The sequence below is a fragment of the Alteraurantiacibacter lauratis genome, assembly GCF_037154155.1.
Lineage (GTDB): Bacteria > Pseudomonadota > Alphaproteobacteria > Sphingomonadales > Sphingomonadaceae > Alteraurantiacibacter > Alteraurantiacibacter lauratis.
In genome coordinates this window covers 453,124-473,343 of sequence record NZ_JBANRN010000001.1, presented here as the reverse complement: position 1 = coordinate 473,343, position 20,220 = coordinate 453,124, and the positions used below count along the sequence as shown (strand labels likewise).

Below are 20,220 nucleotides of genomic sequence, written 5' to 3'. Positions count from 1 at the left end.
CAGGGCTTGCGCGCAACACCAGGTGGCACCCATGGAAATCGAAACCGGCCTGACATTTGACGACGTCCTTCTTCGGCCGGGCGAAAGCGATATCGTGCCCAGCCAGGCCAGCACGCGCACCCGGCTGACGCGCGGCATCGCGCTCAACATCCCGGTGCTGTCCGCCGCGATGGACACGGTGACCGAGGCCGAGATGGCGATCGTGATGGCGCAGCTGGGCGGGATCGGTGTGCTCCACCGCAATCTGACGATCGAGGAGCAATGCGCCGCCGTACGCCGGGTGAAGCGCTTTGAAAGCGGCATGGTGATCAATCCCATCACCATTCACCCCGATGCCACTTTGGGCGAAGCGCAGGCGCTGATGATGCAGAACCGCATCAGCGGGATTCCTGTGGTCGATGCGAGCGGCAAGCTCGTGGGCATTCTCACCAACCGCGACGTGCGCTTTGCCGACAATCCGCTGCAGCCGGTGCGCGAGCTGATGACGCACGAAAACCTTGCCACCGTTCGCGAAGGGGTGAGCCAGGATGAAGCGCGCCGCCTGCTCCACGCGCGCCGCATCGAAAAGCTGCTGGTGGTGGACGATGATTACCACTGTGTCGGCCTGATCACGGTGAAGGACATTGAAAAGGCCGTGCTGCACCCCGATGCCACCAAGGATGCCGCAGGGCGCCTGCGCGTGGCGGCAGCGACCACGATTGGCGACAAGGGCTTTGCCCGCACCGAGGCGCTGGTGGATGCCGAATGCGACGTGATCGTGATCGATACCGCGCATGGCCACAACAAGGACGTGGCCCGCGCGGTGGAGCGGGTGAAGAAGCTGTCCAATGCCGTGCAGGTGATCGCGGGCAATGTCGCCACGGCCGAGGCGACCAAGGCGCTGGTGGATGCAGGCGCGGACGCGGTGAAGGTGGGTATCGGCCCCGGCTCGATCTGCACCACGCGCATCGTCGCGGGCGTGGGCGTTCCGCAGCTGACCGCGATCATGGAAGCGGCCAGCGCGGCGGGCGATGTGCCGGTGATCGGTGACGGCGGCCTGCGCACCAGCGGCGATGCGGCGAAGGCACTGGCGGCGGGCGCAAGCGCGGTGATGATTGGCAGCCTGCTGGCCGGAACCGAGGAAGCGCCGGGCGAGACGTTCCTGTATCAGGGCCGCGCCTACAAGGCCTATCGCGGCATGGGCAGCGTGGGGGCAATGGCGCGCGGCAGTGCCGACCGCTATTTCCAGCAGGACATCAAGGACCAGATGAAGCTGGTGCCCGAAGGGATCGAGGGGCAGGTGCCGTACAAGGGTCCGGCGCGCGATGTGGTGCACCAGCTGGTGGGCGGCATCAAGGCGGCGATGGGCTATACCGGCAGCGCCACGATTGCCGAGCTGCAAAAGCGCGCGCGCTTCATCCGCATCACCAATGCGGGTCTTTCCGAAAGCCATGTGCACGATGTGTCCATCACGCGCGAGGCGCCGAATTATCCCACGCGGTAAGGGCGCATGACCCCCGCCGCCCGAGTCCAGTCCGCGATTGAGATTCTCGATGCGGTGATCGCCGCAGCTCGCACGCAGGGCGCTCCGGCGGATCGGATCCTGGCGGATTGGGCGCGCGGCAACCGCTATGCCGGATCGAAGGACCGGCGCGCGATCCGGGAACTGGTCTATGCCGCGATCCGCGCGTGCGGGCCTGTTCCCGCCAACGGGCGCTCAGCCATGCTGTTGCGGGCAAAGAACGACCCGGAATTGGCGGCCCTGTTTGATGGATCGGCCCACGCCCCCGCGCCGATTGGCAGCGACGAAGCAGCCGCGCAGCCTGGTATCGCTCCGCCATGGCTGGAGGAGCGGCTCGCGGCATCGGGCATTGACGGGGACGAGGCAGCTGCGCTGCTGTCCCGCGCGCCGCTCGACATTCGCGTGAACCGCCTCAAGGCCAATCCCGACACACTGGAACTGCCAGTGAATGCTGAAACACTTGCTGTTCCCGGCGCGCTGCGCTTGCCCGCAGGCACAATGGTCGAAGAATGGCCCGCCTTTGCCGAAGGGCTGATCGAAGTGCAGGATGCAGGCAGCCAGTTGGCTTGTCTTGCCGCTGGGGCCAAAGCCGGTGAAACGGTGATCGACCTGTGCGCGGGCGCGGGCGGCAAGACGCTGGCGCTGGCCGCTGCGATGGGCAATCATGGCACGCTGATCGCCTGCGATACCGACCGCCGCCGCCTGGGGCAACTGTCCCCGCGGGCGGAGCGGGCCGGGGCAGAGATCACACAGACCGTGCTGCTCGATCCCGGCCGCGAGGCAGAGGCGCTGGCCGATTGGCAAGGCAGGGCCGATCTGGTGCTGGTGGACGCGCCCTGTTCGGGCACGGGCACATGGCGGCGCAATCCCGAAAGCCGCTGGCGGCTGACCGCGCGCGAGCTGGATCGGTTGACCGCATTGCAGGCGCGTCTGCTGGATATTGCGACAAAGCTGGTCAAGCCGGGCGGGCGGCTGGTTTATGTCACCTGTTCGCTGCTGGACGAGGAAGGGGCGGGACAGGTGGAAGGCTTTCTTGCCGCCAATCCGCGTTTCCGTGCCGTCACGCCCGATTTGCCGCTGGGTAGCCGTCGGGGGCCGGGACTGCGCCTTACCCCGCTGCGGGATGGCACAGACGGATTTTTCATCGCCTGTTTATCGGCCACGTGATAATTGGCGCGGATATGCCCCTTTCGGTTTTACCAGACTGGCCAAAAATCCACTGGTCATCAATCAAGGAGTTCGTGATGCGCCACACCCCCGCTGCCCTTGCCGTGGCGCTGTTGTTCGCGGTGAGTTCCAGCGCGCTTCTGGCGCAGGGGCCGCAACCCGATCCGCGCGCGATTGCCTTGCAGACCGAAGGGCGCGCGCTGCTGGATGCGGGCGATGCGCAAGGCGCAATTGATGCGTTTGAGGCGGCGCTGGCAATCGACCCGGCCTATGGCGCGCTCTATATCGACCTTGCCGATGCGTCGCGAAGCGTGGGGCTTCCGGGCAAGGCGATCATGTATTACCGGCGTGCACTTGCCCGCGATCCCGATAACCTCATCGCGCTGGCGGGCGAGGGGGAAGCGCTGGCGGAAAAGGGCGCATTGGAAAGTGCGCGCGAAAATCTGTCACGTCTGGAGGCGCTGTGCGGTGCGGATTGTCCTGAAACTGTGGCGCTGTCCGCAGCCATTGCACGCGGCCCGCTGCCCCGCGTGCTGACCGCCGAAGCGCTCAGCCCCGATGCGGGCGTGACCGCGAACTGAGCGGTCAGATCAGGCCGCGGAACCCGGCCAGCACCTGTTCGTAAACCGGGCGTTTGAACGGCACGATAAGGCCGGGCAGCGCGGCGGGTTCCACCCATTTCCATTCGCAGAATTCGGGATGCTTGTGCGCGGCGATGTCGATATCGCTGTCCGCGCCGGTAAAGCGGGCCAGATACCAGCTTTGCCGTTGGCCGATATAGCGGCCCTTCCACAGCTTGCCCTTGAGTTCGGGCGGCAGGTCATAAAACAGTTCGCGCCCCAGATTGCCGAGGATGGTCAGATGACGCGGGGCAACGCCTGCCTCCTCCTCCAGCTCACGCAGCATGGCCGCTTCCAGATCCTCGCCCGGATCGACGCCGCCCTGCGGCATCTGCCAGAAATCAGTATCGGCCCCGTCAATCCGCTTGCCCACAAAGACCAGACCGGAGGTGTTCACCATCATGCAGCCAACGCAGGGCCTGTAGAGTTCGGGACGGTAGAGGGCAGGGTCTGGATTGGTCATGCGCGGTGCGATAACCAAAGCGGCGGTGCAATTCCATCGCCCGATTGCGGGCCGGACAGAAAAACTTGATTGCCCCGGCAAAGGCTGGCCCATAGGGGGCAGGACCATAGGGCAGCGCGACAGGGATCTGCCCCGTGGTAGATGCAACCGGCGCACACAAGCGCAAGCAGGAATTGAGTATGGCAACCCAGATGGCCGAACCCGCGGTATCCGCGACCCAAGACACCGCTCCCGACAGCGTCGTCGTGCGCTTTGCCGGGGACAGCGGCGACGGGATGCAGCTAACCGGCGGGCAGTTCACCCTGTCCACGGCGCTTGCGGGCAATGACCTTGCGACCTTTCCCGATTTTCCGGCGGAAATCCGCGCGCCGCAAGGCACGCTGTTCGGCGTGTCGGCGTTCCAGATCAATTTCGGCAGCCGCGAGATCAGCACCGCAGGCGACGCGCCCGATGTGCTGGTGGCGATGAACCCGGCGGCGCTGAAGGTGAATGTGGGGGCGCTCAAGCCCGGCGGCCTGATCATTGCCGACAGCGGGGAGTTTACCAAGCGCAACCTGGAAAAGGCGAAATACGACACCAACCCGCTCGAAGATGGCAGTCTTGCGCAGTGGAACGTGCTCGCCTTCGACATTTCGGCGTTGACGATCGAGGCGGTGAAGCCCTTTGGCCTGGGCAACAAGGATGCGCTGCGGTGCAAGAACATGTGGACGCTGGGTCTGGCGCTGTGGATGTTCGACCGCGACCGGCAGCCGCTGATCGATTGGCTGAACACGAAGTTCAAGACCAAGCCCGATATCGCCGCCGCGAATATCGCCGCGCTCAATGCCGGCCACGCCTATGGCGAAACCGCGGAGCTGTCCGGCCCGCTGAAGAAGCTGCATATCGACCCCGTCCCTGCCGCGCCGGGCCTTTACCGCACCATTACCGGTGCGGAATCGGTCAGCCTTGGGCTGGTGGCGGGCGCGCAGCTGGCGGGGCTGGAGATGTTCTTTGGCGGATACCCCATCACGCCGGCCTCCTCGATCCTGCATTATCTGGTGCGGCTGAAGGAGTTTGGCGTCACCACATTCCAGGCGGAGGACGAAATTGCCGCAATCTGCGCGGCGATTGGCGCGAGCTATGCGGGCAGCCTTGGCGTCACCAGTTCGTCCGGCCCCGGCATCGCGCTGAAGACCGAGGCGATGGGCCTTGCCATCATGACCGAGCTGCCGCTGGTCATCGTGAACAGCCAGCGCGGCGGGCCTTCCACGGGTCTGCCGACCAAGACCGAGCAGAGCGATCTGTATCAGGCGGTCTATGGCCGCAACGGCGATGCGCCGATGCCGGTGATTGCCGCGCGCAGCCCGTCCGATGCATTCGATTGCGCGATCGAGGCGTGCAGGATCGCGGTCGAATACATGACCCCGGTGATGCTGCTGACCGACGGTTACATCGCCAATGCCGCCGAACCGTGGAAAGTGCCCGATCCGGAGACGTTCGAGCCGTTCAAGGTGAAGTTCCTTGAGGAAAAGAACGCGGGCGATACTCTGCTTCCCTACAAGCGCGACGAAAAAGGCGCGCGGCCGTGGATCAAGCCGGGCACGCCGGGCCTGATGCACCGCATTGGCGGGATCGAGAAGAAGGTCGATACCGGCAATATCGACTACTCGCCCGAAAACCACCAGGCGATGACCGATGCGCGCAAAGCGAAGATCGACAATATCGCCGTGCCCGATCAACAGGTGACGCTGGGCGAGGCAAGCGGCGCTCTTGCGGTGGTGGGCTGGGGCAGCACCTACGGCCCGATCCGCCGCGCGGTGGACAATGCGCGCAAGAAGGGGCTGGCGGTCAGCCATATCCATGTGCGCCATATCCACCCGCTGCCCGCCAATCTGGGCGACCTGCTGCGCCGCTTCGACCATGTCCTGATGCCCGAAATGAACACCGGCCAGTTCAAGACCGTCATCCGCGATCAATTGCTGGTCGATGCGGTCAGCCTGACCAAGACGAGCGGCCAGCCGTTCCAAATTGCCGAGCTTGATGCTGCGATTGCCAAGTTCTTTGATGGAATTGCTGACAATGAAGGCGGCGATGTGCCCGCAAATCGCCAACAATTGCCCACGCCCGAAAGCGGGCACGATGATGGCTCGCTGAAGGCGGGCGGAGACGCGCAATGAACGAGATGACCCGAATCGAAACCACGCTAAAGGACTGGGAAACCGATCAGGAAGTGCGCTGGTGCCCCGGTTGCGGGGACTATGCGATCCTGAAGGCGGTGCAGCGCACCCTGCCGCAACTTGGCGCAGACCCGAAGAACACCGTGTTCGTATCCGGCATCGGCTGTTCCAGCCGCTTCCCCTATTACATGGAAACCTACGGCTTCCACACGATCCACGGCCGTGCGCCCGCCTTCGCCACCGGCATCAAGCTCGCCAATCCGGCGCTGGATGTGTGGTTGGTGACGGGGGATGGCGATGGCCTGTCGATTGGGGGCAACCACATGATGCATGTGCTGCGCCGCAATGTGAACATGCAGATCATGCTGTTCAACAACGAGATTTACGGCCTGACCAAGGGGCAATATTCGCCCACCAGCCGCATCGGCACGAAAAGCCCCTCCACCCCCATCGGTTCGGTTGACCGGCCCGCCAACCCCTGCGCTTTTGCGCTGGGGGTGGGCGCGCGGTTTGTGGCGCGCGGCTTTGACGTGTCCAAGAACCTGCCCGATGTGCTGAAGGCCGCCCATGCGCACCAGGGCGCGGCCTTCATCGAGATTTTCCAGAACTGCATCGTCTACAACAAGGACGTGTTCAACGATTTCGCCGCGCCCAAGGGAGCGGAAGATCGCCAGCTGTGGCTGGCTGATGGGGAACCCATGCTGTTTGCCGGCGGCACCAAGGGTATCGCGCTCGACCGTGATCTGCTCGAACTGAAGGTGGTCGATGTCACCGATGGCGATTGGCAGTCCGCGGGTGTGCTGGTGCACAATGTGAAGAACCGTTCCATCGCGCATATGCTGGTGGAACTGCCGTTTGGCCCGTTCCCCATGGCACTTGGGGTGATTTACGACGATCCGCGCCCCACTTTCGAAGAGGCGGTGGCCGACGAACGCGCCCGCGCCAGCGAAGGCAAGGTGCCCAGCCTCGCCAAGCTGCTGGCCAAGGGGCAGACGTGGACCGTGGCAGAGAAAGCCCGCGCGGGCGAGGGGCACCCGGCTTGAGGTAATCTCACACGAAGACACGAAGATGCCGCGTCCGGATGATCTGGAGAGCCTTGCACGCATCGCCGTTGATTGCGGCTTTCAATTGCATCGCGATCTGGGTCTGAGCCTGCTCGAAGGTGCGTATGAGGCGCTGCTTGCAGGGTTGATCTAGCAGTCGGGTTACCGCGTGGATCGGCAAGTGCCCGTCACGATGCGGTATAAGGGCGTTGTCGTCGACAACGCCTTTCGCATAGATATTCTGGTCGAGCAAAAGCTGGTGATCGAGCTCAAGTCGATAGAAAGGCTTGCGCCTGTTCACGGCAAGCAGGTTCTCACATATCTGCGGCTGATGGACCTGCCCTTGGGCTTGCTGATGAATTTTGGACAGGCAACTTGCAAGGACGGCCTGAAGCGCGTTGCCAACGATTATTGGGGGCGTATCGCTTAAGCTCGACATCTTCATGTCTTCGTGTGAATCACCCCATCCATGGACAACCTCACCCATTCGCTCACCGGCGCGCTGATCGGGCAGTGCGGGCTGAAGAAGAAAACCGGGCTTGCCATGCCCGCGCTCATCATCGGGGCGAATCTGCCCGATGTGGACGCGGCGTGTTTCTTCTGGCTGGACGGGGTCGAACACCTGGCCTTTCGGCGCGGGATAACCCACGGCCCGCCCGCCTTGTTGCTGTTGCCGCTGGCGCTGGCGGGGCTGCTCTATGGCTGGGACAAATGGCAGGCGCGGCGCGGCAAACGGCCTGAGGGCCGGCTGCCGGTCAATTTCACATGGCTCTATATCCTCAGCCTGATCGGCTGCCTCAGCCACCCGGCGCTCGATTGGATGAATGTCTATGGCATTCGTTTGCTGGAGCCGTTCTCGTCGCGCTGGTTCTATGGCGATGTGCTGTTCATCATCGATATCTGGCTGTGGGCGCTGCTGATTTTCAGCGTCTGGTTCTCGCTGCGGCGGGAGAAGGCGGGCGGGGAGTGGATCAAGCCCGCGCGCGCCGCGATGGCGGTGATGCTGGCCTATATTGGTGTGAACGGCCTGATCAGCCGCTATGCGGCAAGTGCAGGTGGTTCCGAAAGCGGGGAAGGGATTGAGGTTATCGCTTCCCCTCCTCCGGTCATGTTCTGGAATCGCGATCTCATTTTCCATACTCCTGGCGCAGACCCGCTGGTTGCAAACCCGATGACCGCAAAATGGTCGTTGTTCGATCCCGGTCCGGTGCAGGCATTTGCAAGTCCGGGCGGTGGGTTTGCGATTTCAAACAGCGAAGGTCAAAATTCGCAGCGACCGTTTGAGGAACTTGCCGACAACCCCCAGGTGGCTCCTTTCCTGTTCTGGTCGCGCGCGCCATTTACGACATGCGAGGAAGGGGCAGTTATTCTGGGAGATGCTCGCTATCCGGGTCGGGGCAATTTCCGGGTGGAACTGCCCGAAATACCGTGTGAACCAAATCCCGCCAATTGAGTAGGGCGGCAGCATGACCCAACCCCACATCGTCTGGCTGCGGCGCGATCTGCGTCTGGCCGATCAGCCCGCCTTTCACGCCGCAGCTGCGCTTGGCCCGGTGATCCCCGTTTATGTGCTGGATGACGAAACGCCACGTCACCGCCGCATGGGCGCGGCGAGCCGGTGGTGGCTGCACCATTCGCTTGAAGCGCTGGCGCTGGAACTGGAGGCTGCGGGATCGCGCCTGATACTGCGGCGGGGCAAGGCGGCAGAGGTGCTTGCGACTTTGGCGCAGGAAACCGGCGCCGCCGCCATCCACGCCCTGCGCCATGTCGAGCCGTGGTGGCGCATGGCGGAGAAGGAACTGGCCAAGGCGCTCGACCTGCGGCTGTATGACGGGCTGTATCTGATGCCGCCCGGTTCGCTGCGGACCGGCGGGGGCACGCCCTACAAGATATTCACCCCGTTCAAGAACGCGCTGATCGATGCGATTGGCGAGGTGGATGTGCTGCCCGCGCCGCGCCTGTCTGCGCCCGAAAGCTGGCCTGCTTCGGACAAGCTGGATGACTGGGCCTTGCTCCCCACCACTCCCGATTGGGCGGGCGGCTTTCGTGAAGCGTGGACACCGGGCAGCGCCGCCGCCCATGCGCGGATGGAGGAGTTCAAGGACATCCTTGCCCCCTATCGGCAGGACCGCGAATTGCCGTCCATCGACGGAACTTCGCGCCTCTCCCCGCATCTGCATTTCGGTGAGGTGTCCCCGCGCCAGTTGTGGCACGCGATTGCGGGGATGGGGGGGCAGGGGCCGGGCTTCTTCAAGGCGGAGCTGATATGGCGCGATTATGCCGCCAATCTGGTGCTGCAATTCCCCGATTACGGCGCGCGTTCCTACCGCGAGGGATATGACGAAGGCTTGTGGCGCGATCCGGAAAACGATCAGGCCGCCGCCGCAGACCTTGCCGCATGGCAGCAGGGCCGCACCGGATATCCGATTGTCGATGCCGGAATGCGCCAGTTGTGGCACACCGGCTGGATGCACAACCGGGTGCGGATGATCGCGGCCAGTTTCCTTGTGAAGCACTTGCTGATCGACTGGCGGCAAGGCGAACAATGGTTCTGGGACACTCTGGTCGATGCCGATTACCCCAGCAACGCGACCAACTGGCAATGGGTTTCGGGCACGGGCGTGGACAGCAACATGTTCGTGCGCATCATGGCACCGCTCAGCCAGAGCGAGAAGTTCGATGCCGGCGCCTATATCCGCCAATGGGTGCCCGAACTGGGCAAGCTGTCGGATCCCTATGTCCACGATCCCGAAAGCTTCCGCTGCCGCCCGCGCGATTATCCCGCGCCGGTCATCGGCCACAAGGAAGGGCGCGAGCGGGCGCTGGCTGCCTACAAGGCGATGAAGGGCTGATCTTGCCTCCGCCAAGGGGCGGGCGCATAAGCAGATCATGGCATCGAGGGGAGCGGAGCTGCTGGACGCCGGAAGGCATTTCGGGGCGCGCCCCGGCCTGTTCGCGCGCCTGCTAACGCCTGGATTTTCCGCCATGCTCGACCGGATTGATCGGGGTCTGGAAACAGGCGCGATCCATGCGAGGCTTCCCGATGGCACCCACCGCACGCTGGGTGGACGCGCGCCGGGTTTTGAGTGCCGTGTTGACCTGAAGGACTGGCGCGCATTGGTGCGGCTGGGCACCGGCGGATCGGCGGGCTGGTATCAGGCGTGGGAAGCGGGTGAATGGGACAGCCCCGACCCGGTGCCCTTGTTCGCGCTGTTCATGGCGAACGGTGTCTCGCTGGGTGAAACGGGGCGGGCCAAGGGGCCGTGGCGCATGGCGGGCGCAGCGCTGCACTGGCTGAAACGCAACACGCGCGCACAGGCAGCGCGCAACATCCATGCGCATTACGATCTGGGCAATGATTTCTATGCCGCCTGGCTCGATCCGACGATGAGCTATTCGAGCGCCTATCGGATGAGCGGTGACGGTCTGGAAGTCGCGCAGCGCCGTAAATGGGAACGGCTGGCGGAGCGTTTGGGCCAACCGGAGGCGCTGTTGGAAATCGGCTGCGGTTGGGGCGGGCTGGCGGGGCACTTCGCAGGCCAAGGGGCGCAAGTTACCGCGATCAGCCTGTCGGACGAGCAATTGGCCTTTGCGCGCCAGCTTCACCCAGATGTCGATTTCCGCAAGGCCGACTACCGGGATATCGCGGGCCAGTTCGACGCGATCGTCAGCGTGGAAATGGTCGAGGCGCTGGGTCGCCGGTATTGGCCTGCCTTCATGGATTGCGTGGCGCGCAACCTGAAACCCGGCGGGCGCGCGGCGATCCAGTTCATTGCCATGCAGGAGGAGTTGTTTGATGGCTATGCCCGCAACGCCGATTTCATCCAGGCCTATGTGTTCCCCGGCGGGCTGCTGATCCGCACATCCGAGTTTCGCGCGCTGGCCGAAGCACGCGGGCTGGAATGGCGCGATCAGGAGGATTTCGGCAGCGATTATGCCGAAACATTGAAGGCATGGCGCGAGCGCTTCGATGCCGCCGAACGGGAGGGGCGATTGCCTAAAGGGTTCGACCCCCGTTTCTGCCGCTTGTGGCGCTATTACCTGCAATATTGCGAAGGCGGGTTTCGCGGCGGCGGGATTACGGTGAGCCAAGTCACTCTGGTAAAGCCGGCATGAAGCGCTGGGCGAAGGTGACTTTGGGCGCGCTGGCGGCTCTGGCGGTGCTGGGCGGCGCGGGGTGGTTGTCGCTCGACCGCGAAATCCGCGCCCTGGTGGCCAGCCTGCCGACCGATACCGATATCCTGTTCTGGAGCGATGCGCAGCGCGATGCGGGGTTTCGGATGCTCGACCGGCTGGGCTGGCTGGTGGACAGCCGCGTGGTGTCGCGTGGGGCTGGCCCGGTGCGCGCCCTGCCGCAGGGTGAGCCGCTGGCGCTCGATTTTGACCTCGACGCCTATTTGGCGCGGCAGCGGGTTGCCGCGCTGGTGGTGCTGGTCGATGGGCAGGTGGTGCTCGAACGCTACGGCCTGGGCTTCGGGCCAGAGGGACGCTGGACGAGCTTTTCGGTGGCCAAAAGCCTGACCTCGACGCTGGTGGGAGCGGCCTTGCAGGACGGGGCGATCCGCAACCTTGATGACAAGGTCAGCGCCTATATCCCTGATTTGCAAGGATCGGCGTATGACGATGTGACCGTGCGCCAGCTTCTCACCATGACCAGCGGGGTTGCCTGGAACGAGGATTACGGCGATCCGCAATCGGATGTCGCGCGCTTTAATGCGCACCGGCCGGATGCGGGGGTGGATGCCACGGTCAGCTATATGCGCCGCCTCCCGCGCGAGGCACCGGCGGGGGAGAAATGGCGCTACAAGACCGGGGAAACGAACTTGCTGGGCGTGCTGGTCAGCTCCGCCACGGGCAAGCCACTCGCCCAATATCTGTCGGAAAAAATATGGTCGCGCGCGGGGATGGAGCAGGATGCAACATGGCTGCTGGGCGCAACCGGGCACGAAATCAGCGGCTGCTGCATCCAGGCGGCCACGCGCGACATGGCGCGGTTCGGGCTGTTTGTTCTCGATGGCGGGCAAATCGGGGCGGTTCAGGTGGTGCCGGAGGATTGGTTTGCGCTGGCCGGCAGCAAGCAGGCCGACATTGGCGAGCCGGGCCGCGGTTATGGCTTCCAGTGGTGGACTTACGACGATGGTTCATTCGCCGCGCAGGGCATTTTCGGGCAGGGGATCTTTATCGATCCCGCGCGGAGGCTGGTGATCGCGACCAATGGCAATTGGCCCGTCGCCAGCGCGCGCGCATATTGGGATGGGCGCGAAGCTCTTTATGCGGCCGTGCGGGCTGCCGTGCCGGTTCGTGCTGACCAGTCTTAGCGCAGATACACGCCATCACCGCGATAGCGGGCAAGAATGTTGTCATGCACGATGGGCGACAGCAGATTGGCAAAGGCGCAGCCGCATTGGCTGTCTTGCCACCAGATGACTTCGGCTTGCAGCGATTCGAGGCCGGGCAGCGTCAGCCAGCAGATCGATCCGGGATGCATCCGTGTCAGCGCGGTGGCGGAAAAGCCGGAAAGCGACAGGTCGTTCACCACGGTCTGGAACGCGCGCATCCCGCTGGCGCGCAATTGCGCGGGGATCAGAATCCGCGTGCGCGGAGCCGAGCGGTCTTCCTGCGCCGCCATGTCATAGCGGGTGCGAAGTTCATTTATGGGGCTCATGTCGCGTGCTCGCCTGTTGACCTGATTGCTTTGCACAGAATGAGCGAGGCTGCTTACCGGCGCCTTGCGAAAAGTGGTTAAGCGGATGTTTCCACTCTTTCGCGCACCAGATTGGCGAATCCGTTTTGTGCAAGTTCGACAATCCTTTGCGCCACCACTTCGGGCGGTTTCACGCTTTGCGGATCTTCGCCCGGATAGGCGCGAGCGCGCATAGCGGTGCGCGTGGCACCGGGATCGAGGATGGCGACGCGAATGTCCGAAATCCGCCCCACTTCCTGTCCGTAGCAGGAAAGCAGCGTATCGAACGCAGCCTTGGTCGCGCCGTAAGCGCCCCAGAAAGCGCGTGGTTCTGCGCCTACCGAACTGGTCAGGCCTATCACGCGGGCATTCTTGCTGCGCTTGAGCAGCGGATCGCAATTGGCGAGCAGCGCCTGTGTGGCAAGCACGTTGAGCGTGATCGCGGTGCTGAACTGCTTGGGATCGATTTGCGTTACCGGGGTCAGCGAAGGCAGCATGGCCGCGTTGATCACCAGAATGTCCAGCCGATCCCACCGCTGCGCAATCGCCTGCGCCAGGCGGGCAATCGAATCGCCTTCGATAAGGTCGAGCGGGGCGATCGTGGCTGTGCCGCCCGCATCGTGGATGGCATCCTCTACCGCTTCCAAATCCTTAACCTTGCGCGCGGTGAGCACGACATGCGCGCCCGCAGCGGCCAGCGCCTTGGCGGTTTCGGCCCCGATCCCGCGGCTCGCGCCCGTGACAAGCGCGATCTGGCCTTCGAGCGGCTTTGCTTCGGCACGGGTCATTATCAGGCCACCTTGCCCACGGGCAGTTTCAGCTGTGCATCCTCATCCTGACGCAAGGCAAGGTCAGTCAGCGAAGTGGGATAATCGCCCGTAAAGCACGCGTCGCAATATTGCGGGCAGGCATTGTCGCGTCCGGCAAGTCCCACTGCCCGGTAAAGCCCGTCGATCGAAATGAAAGCGAGGCTGTCGGCCTGGATGAATTCGCGCATGGCAGGCAGATCCATCCGGCCCGCCAGCAGCTTGGACCGTTCGGGCGTATCCACCCCGTAATAGCAGCCGTGGCCCGTGGGCGGACTTGCGACGCGGAAATGCACTTCCTTGGCGCCCGCATCGCGCATCATCTGCACGATCTTGAGGCTGGTGGTGCCGCGCACGATCGAATCGTCGATCAGCACGATGCGCTTGCCTTCCACGATGGCGCGGTTGGCATTGTGCTTGCGTGCCACGCTGGAATGGCGCGCGCCATCGCCCGGCTGGATGAAGGTGCGGCCGACATAATGGCTGCGGATGATGCCGAGTTCAAACGGTATGCCCGATTGCTGCGAATAACCGATGGCTGCAGGCACGCCGCTGTCAGGCACGGGCACCACCAGATCGGCCTCCACCGGCGCTTCCTTGGCCAGTTCCATGCCGATGGCGCGGCGGCTGGCATAGACCGAGCGTTCGTTGAAGATCGAATCGGGCCGGCTGAAATAGACATGCTCGAAAATGCAGGGGCGAGGGCGCAGGTCTCCAAAGGGGCGGCTGGTGCGCACCGTGCCGTCAAAATCCACCTCGACAAACTCGCCCGGCTCGATTTGGCGGATGAACTGCGCGCCCACCACGTCAAACGCCACGGTTTCGCTGGCAAAGACCGTGGCATCGCCAAGCCGGCCCATCACCAGCGGGCGAATGCCCAGCGGATCGCGGCAGGCCATCATGCCGCGCGGCGTCATCACGATCAGCGCATAAGCGCCCTCAACCAGCCGCAGCGCGTCGACCAGCTTGTCCATCATGGTGGGGTAACGGCTGGTGGCGACGAGGTGGATGATGACTTCGGTGTCAGAGGTTGATTGAAAGATCGCGCCCTTTTCAACCAGTTCCTGCCGCAATTTGCGGGCATTCGAGATATTGCCGTTATGCGCCACGGCAAAGCCGCCGCTGGCAAGATCGGCATAAAGCGGCTGCACATTGCGCATGTTCGAGCCGCCGGTGGTGGAATACCGCACATGGCCCGCTGCCATGCTTCCCGGCAATTCGGCCACCGATTCGCCGCTGGCGAAGTTTTCCGCGACGTGGCCAAGCCCGCGCCGGGTGAAGAATTCGGTTCCGTCAAAGCTGGTGATGCCGACGGCTTCCTGCCCGCGATGCTGCAAGGCATGCAGCCCCAGCGCACAGGTGGCTGCCGCATCGGCAAGGCCGATGACGCCGAAAACGCCGCATTCCTCGCGCAGCTTGTCGCCGTCGAGGTCGAGGAAGGGATGGGTCAGATTGGTCATGAACTGGGTGCTGCTTTTCGCAAGGGTGGGCAGGCGCTGCCTCCAATGGCAATCGCAGGGCACAAAGACAAGGCGTGATCCACCCTTTTGCGACGGAATTGTTGCAACCGTTATGATCGCGCAGCGCCACGGAAACCCGGCGGGCCGCCGTGATTTGCGAAAATGGTAGGAAAATGGTCGGGGAGAGAGGATTCGAACCTCCGGCCCCTGCCTCCCGAAGACAGTGCTCTACCAGGCTGAGCTACTCCCCGACCGGACTTCCAAATGGCGTGACCCTGACGGCCAAGCCCCCGGAGGCAGGCCCGCGCCTATAGAGAGCAAGATTTGCACATGCAAGGAGGTATTGGAGGTGGCATTGGGGATAGCTGCGCCAGATGCCCGATCCCCCTCTGGCAAGGCATGGCTGGCGATGATAGCCCTTGTGCGATGACCGATCATAGCCCCGCGCAATCCCCCCATTTCGAATGGCAATATCTCGACCTGATGCGCCGCATCTGGGAGCAGGGCGATGAACGGATCGACCGCACCGGCGTGGGCACGCGCGCAATCTTTGGCACGCAATTGCGGTTTGACCTGTCCGATGGGCGGATTCCGCTGCTGACCACCAAGCGGGTGTTCTGGAAAGCCGCCGTCCGCGAAATGCTGTGGTTCCTCACCGGTGACACCAATATTCGCCCGCTGCTCGAACAGGGCGTCACGATCTGGAGCGACTGGCCGCTGGCCAAATACCGCAAGGCGACCGGAGAGGATATTGGGCAGGAGGAGTTCGAGGCGCGCATCGTGGCAGATGAGGCCTTCGCCAAAAAATGGGGCGATCTGGGCCCGGTTTACGGCAAGCAATGGGTCGATTGGCCGACATACCAGTATGGCCCGGATGGCAAATACACCCGTGGTCCCGGCATCAATCAGGTGGCTGAGGTGGTGGAAAGCCTGCGCAGCAATCCCGGCAGCCGCCGCCACATCATCGAAGGGTGGAACGTGGCCGAGCTTGACCGGATGGCGCTGCCGCCGTGCCACAAGACCTACCAGTTCCATGTCGCGGGCAATCGGCTGAGCTGCATCCTCTATCAGCGCAGCTGCGATGTCGCGCTGGGCCTGCCGTTCAATCTGGTGGGGGCAACGATTCTCACCCGCATGATAGCGGCGCAGACGGGCTATGAACCGGGCGAACTGGTGTGGATGGGAGGCGATACGCATCTCTACCTCAACCACGCGCATCTGGTGGCAGAACAGCTATCGCGCACACCATCGGGCGAACCGAGGCTGCATTTGTTGCGCCAGCCGCCGTCGATTTTCGACTACCGGATCGAGGATTTCGAGGTGCGCGACTATGCCCCGCAGGGTGTGATCCGCGCGCCGGTGGCGGTGTAAGGGCTGGTTTTTCAAAAGCTGCGTTTCAGCCGGTTGACAGCCCGAAAAGCAGGCCTTAGAGGCGCGTCTCCCAAGCGGTGCTATCGCAAATATACGCGGGTGTAGCTCAGTTGGTTAGAGTATCGGCCTGTCACGCCGAGGGTCGCGGGTTCAAGTCCCGTCACTCGCGCCACTTGGGAAAAATCGGATAATCCGGGGGCGTTTGGCTGCTTTGGCGGCCCGTCCCCGGCCGTTCCTTTTCCGGTCAGGGCATCAGCCCCAGCGGCCTGTTTCCATCCAGATCAGGAATCGCTTGAGCGGCAGCAGCCAGGCCACGCCCAGCCCCAGATAGATCACCGTCTGGAACGCAACATGCCACTGGCCGATCCAATCGGACGCCCACATCACGCCCAGCGCGTAGATCATGATTCCCGCCAGCAGCCCCAACATTCCCACGGGGATTCGCCAGGTCGGTTCCTTGCGCATCAGAATGGCCCCAATATACGAGTCGGCGTGACGATGGCGGCAAGCGGCATGTCATGATCCTCTGTCGGCAGCGATTCGACCTCCTGCACATCCCACGCCATGCCAATCGCGAGCGTTCCCGGATGTGCCGCCAGCCATCGGTCATAGAAACCGCCGCCTTGGCCCAGCCGCTCGCCGCGCGCCGTAAAGCCGACCAGCGGCATGAACAGCACCTGCGGCACCAGTTCGGGCGCGTCAGCAGCGGGCTGGCGCAGGCCTAGCGGGCCTTCCTCCAGATCGCTTTCGCCATAGGGATCGGTATGCAGATGAAACCGCATCGGCTCTGTCAGCGTGGTGATGCGGGGCAGGGCGATGGTGTGCCCGGCCTCGAAGAAATGGCGTATGTAGCGCGCCGACGGCGCCTCGCCCGGATCGGCGCGGTAGAGGCCGATGGTCGCATCTTGCGGGATCAGGTCGAGCACAGGGCGCGGAGGGCGGTTGAATACCAGCGCGCTCGCTTCGCGCGGCAGAGCATCGGCATGGGCACGGCGGCGCGCGCGCAGTTCCTTGCGCAGCGCGGCCTTTGCGGCGGTGATGTCCGAAATGCTCGTGCTCATGCCGTGATCCTCGCGCCCGCCGTTGCAAGGGGCAGGGTAGAGGCGGAACCACCATGGGTCGTTTGCCGTGAAATCCTCTGACGCCTCGACGTCAGGTGGGCGCCGTGTATCCCGAACCAGGGTTCAGGCAGGGACAGCTCCCATGGATTGCTTATAGCCTCAGGGATATTCGAAGGCTCGTGCCGGGCAGCTCCGCCATTCCCAATTTAGGAGGACCCAGCCGATCCCTCAAGCCTGCCTGCAAGCGATTCGAGTCTTTCGGCGAGATTTTCGAGTGGTTCGGCCATGTTCGGGGCCGTTTGGTGCCCCTTGGCCGCTTTCTGTCCTTCCGCCACTTCATCGGCCAGCAACAGCGCGGCATAGAGGAGTGTGCGCACCTCAGTCTGTCCGGCAAGGCCCGGTGCTTCCGCCAGTCGCCCGTTGATAAGCGCGCCCAGCGCTTCGATATGCGCTTCCTCGCCCGCAGCGCAGGCAACGGTATAGCGACGTCCGCCAATATCGAGAGTGACATTGCTCATGCGTCCAGCGCCTCGATCAGCGAATCGATTTCCGCCAGCGCGGCCCATGCTTCCTCGCGCAGTTTTTCGTGCCGCTGAACCAGATCGCTTTCGAACAATGTTGGGGCAGGCGCGGGCTGCTTTTCGAGTGCTGCCTCGATCCGGCGAGCGGCGGCCTCGATCCGGGCCAGTGCGGCCGCGATGCGCTCCTTTTCCTCCATGCCGGCCAGCCTATCGCAAACCGGCAAATGCGGCAAAGCCGTGTCCGGCGAAGCTGTGAATAAGCTCTGCCCGTTCCCGTGCGGCGGGCTTTGCTTGACGCCTGCGGCCACGCTGCCCAATGAGCGGGCAACCGAATCGTGCCGAAGAACTTGAGTGGAGAGAACCCGACCATGAGCCAGGACGCCGCCCGTTTCACGCAAATGGCCAATGCCATCAGGGCGCTCACCATGGATGCGGTGCAGGCCGCCAATATTGGGCACCCCGGTATGCCGATGGGCATGGCCGATGTGGCAACGGTGCTGTGGTCGGATTATCTGAAGTTCGATCCCGCCGATCCCAAATGGCCCGACCGCGACCGCTTCGTGCTGTCGGCCGGCCACGGTTCGATGCTGATTTACGCGCTGCTGCACCTTACCGGCTACGCCAGCCCCACGCTGGACGACATCCGCAATTTCCGCCAGCTGGGCAGCCCCTGCGCGGGGCACCCGGAAAACTTCCTGATCGACGGGGTGGAATGCACCACCGGCCCGTTGGGGCAGGGCTTAGCGATGGGTGTGGGCATGGCCATGGCCGAGCGGCACCTCAACGCGCAGTTCGGCGACGATCTGGTCGACCACCGCACCTGGGTGATCGCGGGCGATGGCTGCCTGATGGAAGGCATCAATCACGAGGCGATCGGCCTTGCGGGGCACTTGAAGCTGGGCAATCTGATCGTGCTGTGGGATGATAACAAGATCACGATCGACGGCGCTGTCTCGCTCGCCTCGTCCGAGGATATTCCCGCCCGCTACCGCGCAACCGGCTGGCATACGGTGGAATGTGACGGGCATGATCCCGCCAGCATCCGCGCCGCGCTGGACGAAGCGCTTGCCGATCCGCGCCCCTCGCTGGTCGCGTGCAAGACGGTGATCGGCAAGGGGGCGCCCAACAAGCAGGGCACGCACAAGGTGCACGGCGCGCCGCTTGGTCCGGACGAAGTGGCCGCCGCGCGCGAATATATGGGCTGGCATCACGAACCTTTCGTGGTGCCCGCCGACGTGCTGGCCGATTGGCGCGCGCTGGGCGCACGGGGTGCGGCGCTGCACGCCGAATGGAAGGCCCGCCATGCGGCCAGCGCGAAGGGTGAGGAGTTTTCCGCCCGCTTCGCCTCCATTGCCGACAAGGCCGCGCCCGCGCTGGAATCGCATATCCGCGATCTCGCCGCCAACCCGCCCGCCATTGCCAGCCGCGTGGCGAGTCAAAAGGCGCTGGTCGCGCTGACGGCAGCGATCCCGCAACTGGTCGGCGGCTCTGCCGATCTTACGGGATCGAACAACACCGACACGCCCAGCCTGCTGCCGTTTACGGCGGAAGATTACAGTGGCCGCTATGTCTATTACGGCATCCGGGAATTCGGCATGGCCGCCGCGATGAACGGGATGTTCCTCCATGGCGGGATTGTGCCTTATGGCGGCACTTTCCTGATCTTCAGCGATTACGCCCGGAACGCCATCCGCCTGTCCGCGCTGCAACATGCGGGCGTTGTCTATGTGCTGACGCATGACAGCATCGGCCTTGGCGAAGACGGCCCCACGCACCAACCGGTCGAACAGGTGATGAGCCTGCGCCTGATTCCGAATCTCAATGTCTACCGCCCCGCCGACGCGATCGAGACAGCGGAATGCTGGGCGCTGGCGCTGCAAACGCCGGGAACGCCTTCGGTGCTGGCCCTGTCGCGCCAGAACCTGCGGCCCGTGCGCGGGGAAGGCGATGCGGATTGGACTGCCGCCGGCAACCGCTGCGCCAAGGGCGCCTATCGCCTCAAGGCTGCCTCTGCCGCGCGCCGCGTCGTGCTGCTGGCGACGGGCAGTGAAGTGGCCGTGGCGCTGGATACCGCCACCGAACTGGAGGCGCAGGGGATCGGCGCGGATGTCGTTTCCATGCCGTGCCAGGAATTGTTCAATGCGCAGGATGCCGCCTACCGGGCGGACCTGCTGCCTGCCGACGCGCTGATCGTCAGCATCGAGGCGGGCGTGACGCAAGGCTGGGAACGCTATACCGGCACAAACGGCCTCAATATCGGGCTCGACAGTTTTGGCGCATCGGCCCCGGCCAATGTGCTGTTCGACCATTTCGGCTTCAGCGCCGCTAAGATCGTTCCGCAAGTGCTCGCAAAGCTGGGCAACTGAAC

At 63.9% G+C, this 20,220-nt stretch carries 20 protein-coding genes, 2 tRNA genes and 1 other RNA gene; 12 read left to right on the top strand and 11 right to left on the bottom strand.

What is annotated here, in order from left to right; translation table 11 throughout:
* Positions 1–31: 31 nt before the first annotated feature.
* The 3 genes from guaB (at position 32) to WFP39_RS02225 (ending at position 3,249) form a co-directional block, all read left to right on the top strand.
* A complete protein-coding gene (gene guaB, locus WFP39_RS02235) occupies positions 32–1,483 on the top strand; it encodes an IMP dehydrogenase (RefSeq protein ID WP_336917497.1) in 1,452 nt (483 codons plus the stop codon).
* 6 nt (positions 1,484–1,489) lie between these two features.
* Positions 1,490–2,668, top strand: coding sequence for an RsmB/NOP family class I SAM-dependent RNA methyltransferase (locus WFP39_RS02230; RefSeq protein ID WP_336917496.1), 1,179 nt, complete (start codon positions 1,490–1,492; stop codon positions 2,666–2,668).
* Positions 2,669–2,745: 77 nt separating this feature from the next.
* A complete protein-coding gene (locus tag WFP39_RS02225; RefSeq protein WP_336917495.1) occupies positions 2,746–3,249 on the top strand; it encodes a tetratricopeptide repeat protein in 504 nt (167 codons plus the stop codon).
* A 4-nt stretch (positions 3,250–3,253) separates the two neighbouring features.
* On the opposite strand, the gene WFP39_RS02220 is transcribed toward WFP39_RS02225, so the two are convergent.
* The gene (locus tag WFP39_RS02220) at positions 3,254–3,751 is read right to left on the bottom strand and encodes an RNA pyrophosphohydrolase (protein ID WP_336917494.1); all 498 of its coding nucleotides are present in this window, start codon (positions 3,749–3,751) and stop codon (positions 3,254–3,256) included.
* Positions 3,752–3,930: 179 nt separating this feature from the next.
* On the opposite strand from WFP39_RS02220, the gene WFP39_RS02215 reads away from it, so the two are divergent.
* Positions 3,931–5,907: a 2-oxoacid:acceptor oxidoreductase subunit alpha gene (locus WFP39_RS02215; RefSeq protein WP_336917493.1), complete on the top strand. Its 1,977-nt coding sequence runs from the start codon at positions 3,931–3,933 to the stop codon at positions 5,905–5,907.
* Positions 5,904–6,950, top strand: coding sequence for a 2-oxoacid:ferredoxin oxidoreductase subunit beta (locus WFP39_RS02210; protein ID WP_336917492.1), 1,047 nt, complete (start codon positions 5,904–5,906; stop codon positions 6,948–6,950). The genes WFP39_RS02215 and WFP39_RS02210 overlap by 4 nt, the downstream gene beginning before the upstream one ends.
* 7 nt (positions 6,951–6,957) lie before the next feature.
* Here the strand turns inward: WFP39_RS02210 and WFP39_RS15260 are convergent, their stop codons facing one another.
* Entirely contained in the window at positions 6,958–7,395 is a 438-nt protein-coding gene (locus WFP39_RS15260; protein ID WP_473829095.1) for a hypothetical protein, read from the bottom strand.
* Positions 7,396–7,419: 24 nt separating this feature from the next.
* Here WFP39_RS15260 and WFP39_RS02195 point away from each other — a divergent pair, with 24 nt between their 5' ends.
* The 4 genes from WFP39_RS02195 to WFP39_RS02180 are packed head-to-tail and all read left to right on the top strand — an operon-like array spanning position 7,420 to position 12,268.
* The gene (locus tag WFP39_RS02195) at positions 7,420–8,403 is read left to right on the top strand and encodes a metal-dependent hydrolase (protein ID WP_336917490.1); all 984 of its coding nucleotides are present in this window, start codon (positions 7,420–7,422) and stop codon (positions 8,401–8,403) included.
* Between the two features lie 13 nt (positions 8,404–8,416).
* Positions 8,417–9,802, top strand: coding sequence for a cryptochrome/photolyase family protein (locus tag WFP39_RS02190; protein ID WP_336917489.1), 1,386 nt, complete (start codon positions 8,417–8,419; stop codon positions 9,800–9,802).
* 37 nt (positions 9,803–9,839) lie between these two features.
* Complete coding sequence (locus WFP39_RS02185; protein WP_336917488.1) at positions 9,840–11,066, top strand: cyclopropane-fatty-acyl-phospholipid synthase family protein; 1,227 nt, start codon at positions 9,840–9,842, stop codon at positions 11,064–11,066.
* Entirely contained in the window at positions 11,063–12,268 is a 1,206-nt protein-coding gene (locus tag WFP39_RS02180; RefSeq protein WP_336917487.1) for a serine hydrolase domain-containing protein, read from the top strand. The genes WFP39_RS02185 and WFP39_RS02180 overlap by 4 nt, the downstream gene beginning before the upstream one ends.
* Here the strand turns inward: WFP39_RS02180 and WFP39_RS02175 are convergent.
* The 4 genes from WFP39_RS02175 to WFP39_RS02160 all read right to left on the bottom strand — a co-directional run bounded on the left by WFP39_RS02175 (position 12,265) and on the right by WFP39_RS02160 (position 15,150).
* Positions 12,265–12,615, bottom strand: a complete 351-nt coding sequence (locus WFP39_RS02175) for a PilZ domain-containing protein (RefSeq protein ID WP_336917486.1) — start codon at positions 12,613–12,615, stop codon at positions 12,265–12,267. The genes WFP39_RS02180 and WFP39_RS02175 overlap by 4 nt on opposite strands.
* A 77-nt stretch (positions 12,616–12,692) precedes the next feature.
* A complete protein-coding gene (locus WFP39_RS02170; RefSeq protein WP_336917485.1) occupies positions 12,693–13,421 on the bottom strand; it encodes an SDR family NAD(P)-dependent oxidoreductase in 729 nt (242 codons plus the stop codon).
* Positions 13,422–13,423: 2 nt separating this feature from the next.
* On the bottom strand, positions 13,424–14,899 hold the full coding sequence (gene purF, locus WFP39_RS02165) for an amidophosphoribosyltransferase (RefSeq protein WP_336917484.1): 1,476 nt from the start codon (positions 14,897–14,899) through the stop codon (positions 13,424–13,426).
* Between the two features lie 174 nt (positions 14,900–15,073).
* A tRNA-Pro gene (locus WFP39_RS02160) sits at positions 15,074–15,150 on the bottom strand.
* Between the two features lie 175 nt (positions 15,151–15,325).
* Here WFP39_RS02160 and thyA point away from each other — a divergent pair.
* Both thyA and WFP39_RS02150 read left to right on the top strand, forming a co-directional pair.
* Positions 15,326–16,270, top strand: coding sequence for a thymidylate synthase (gene thyA, locus WFP39_RS02155; protein ID WP_336917483.1), 945 nt, complete (start codon positions 15,326–15,328; stop codon positions 16,268–16,270).
* Positions 16,271–16,365: 95 nt separating this feature from the next.
* Positions 16,366–16,442: transfer RNA gene (locus WFP39_RS02150), tRNA-Asp, on the top strand.
* Positions 16,443–16,522: 80 nt separating this feature from the next.
* Here the strand turns inward: WFP39_RS02150 and WFP39_RS02145 are convergent.
* The 5 genes from WFP39_RS02145 to WFP39_RS02125 form a co-directional block, all read right to left on the bottom strand.
* Positions 16,523–16,735, bottom strand: a complete 213-nt coding sequence (locus WFP39_RS02145; protein ID WP_336917482.1) for a DUF2842 domain-containing protein — start codon at positions 16,733–16,735, stop codon at positions 16,523–16,525.
* A complete protein-coding gene (locus tag WFP39_RS02140) occupies positions 16,735–17,331 on the bottom strand; it encodes a 5-formyltetrahydrofolate cyclo-ligase (RefSeq protein ID WP_336917481.1) in 597 nt (198 codons plus the stop codon). The genes WFP39_RS02145 and WFP39_RS02140 overlap by 1 nt, the downstream gene beginning before the upstream one ends.
* Before the next feature lie 41 nt (positions 17,332–17,372).
* Positions 17,373–17,527, bottom strand: a non-coding RNA gene (ssrS, locus tag WFP39_RS02135) — 6S RNA.
* Positions 17,528–17,537: 10 nt separating this feature from the next.
* Positions 17,538–17,849 carry a cell division protein ZapA gene (locus WFP39_RS02130; RefSeq protein WP_336917480.1) on the bottom strand — a complete coding sequence of 104 codons (312 nt, stop codon included), beginning with the start codon at positions 17,847–17,849 and terminating at the stop codon, positions 17,538–17,540.
* Positions 17,846–18,049: a hypothetical protein gene (locus tag WFP39_RS02125; RefSeq protein ID WP_336917479.1), complete on the bottom strand. Its 204-nt coding sequence runs from the start codon at positions 18,047–18,049 to the stop codon at positions 17,846–17,848. The genes WFP39_RS02130 and WFP39_RS02125 overlap by 4 nt, the downstream gene beginning before the upstream one ends.
* A 171-nt stretch (positions 18,050–18,220) precedes the next feature.
* Between WFP39_RS02125 and tkt the strand changes: the two genes are divergently transcribed.
* Positions 18,221–20,218 (top strand): transketolase, encoded by a 1,998-nt coding sequence (gene tkt, locus WFP39_RS02120; RefSeq protein ID WP_336917478.1) that lies wholly within the window; start codon positions 18,221–18,223, stop codon positions 20,216–20,218.
* The last annotated feature ends 2 nt before the right edge of the window (positions 20,219–20,220 follow it).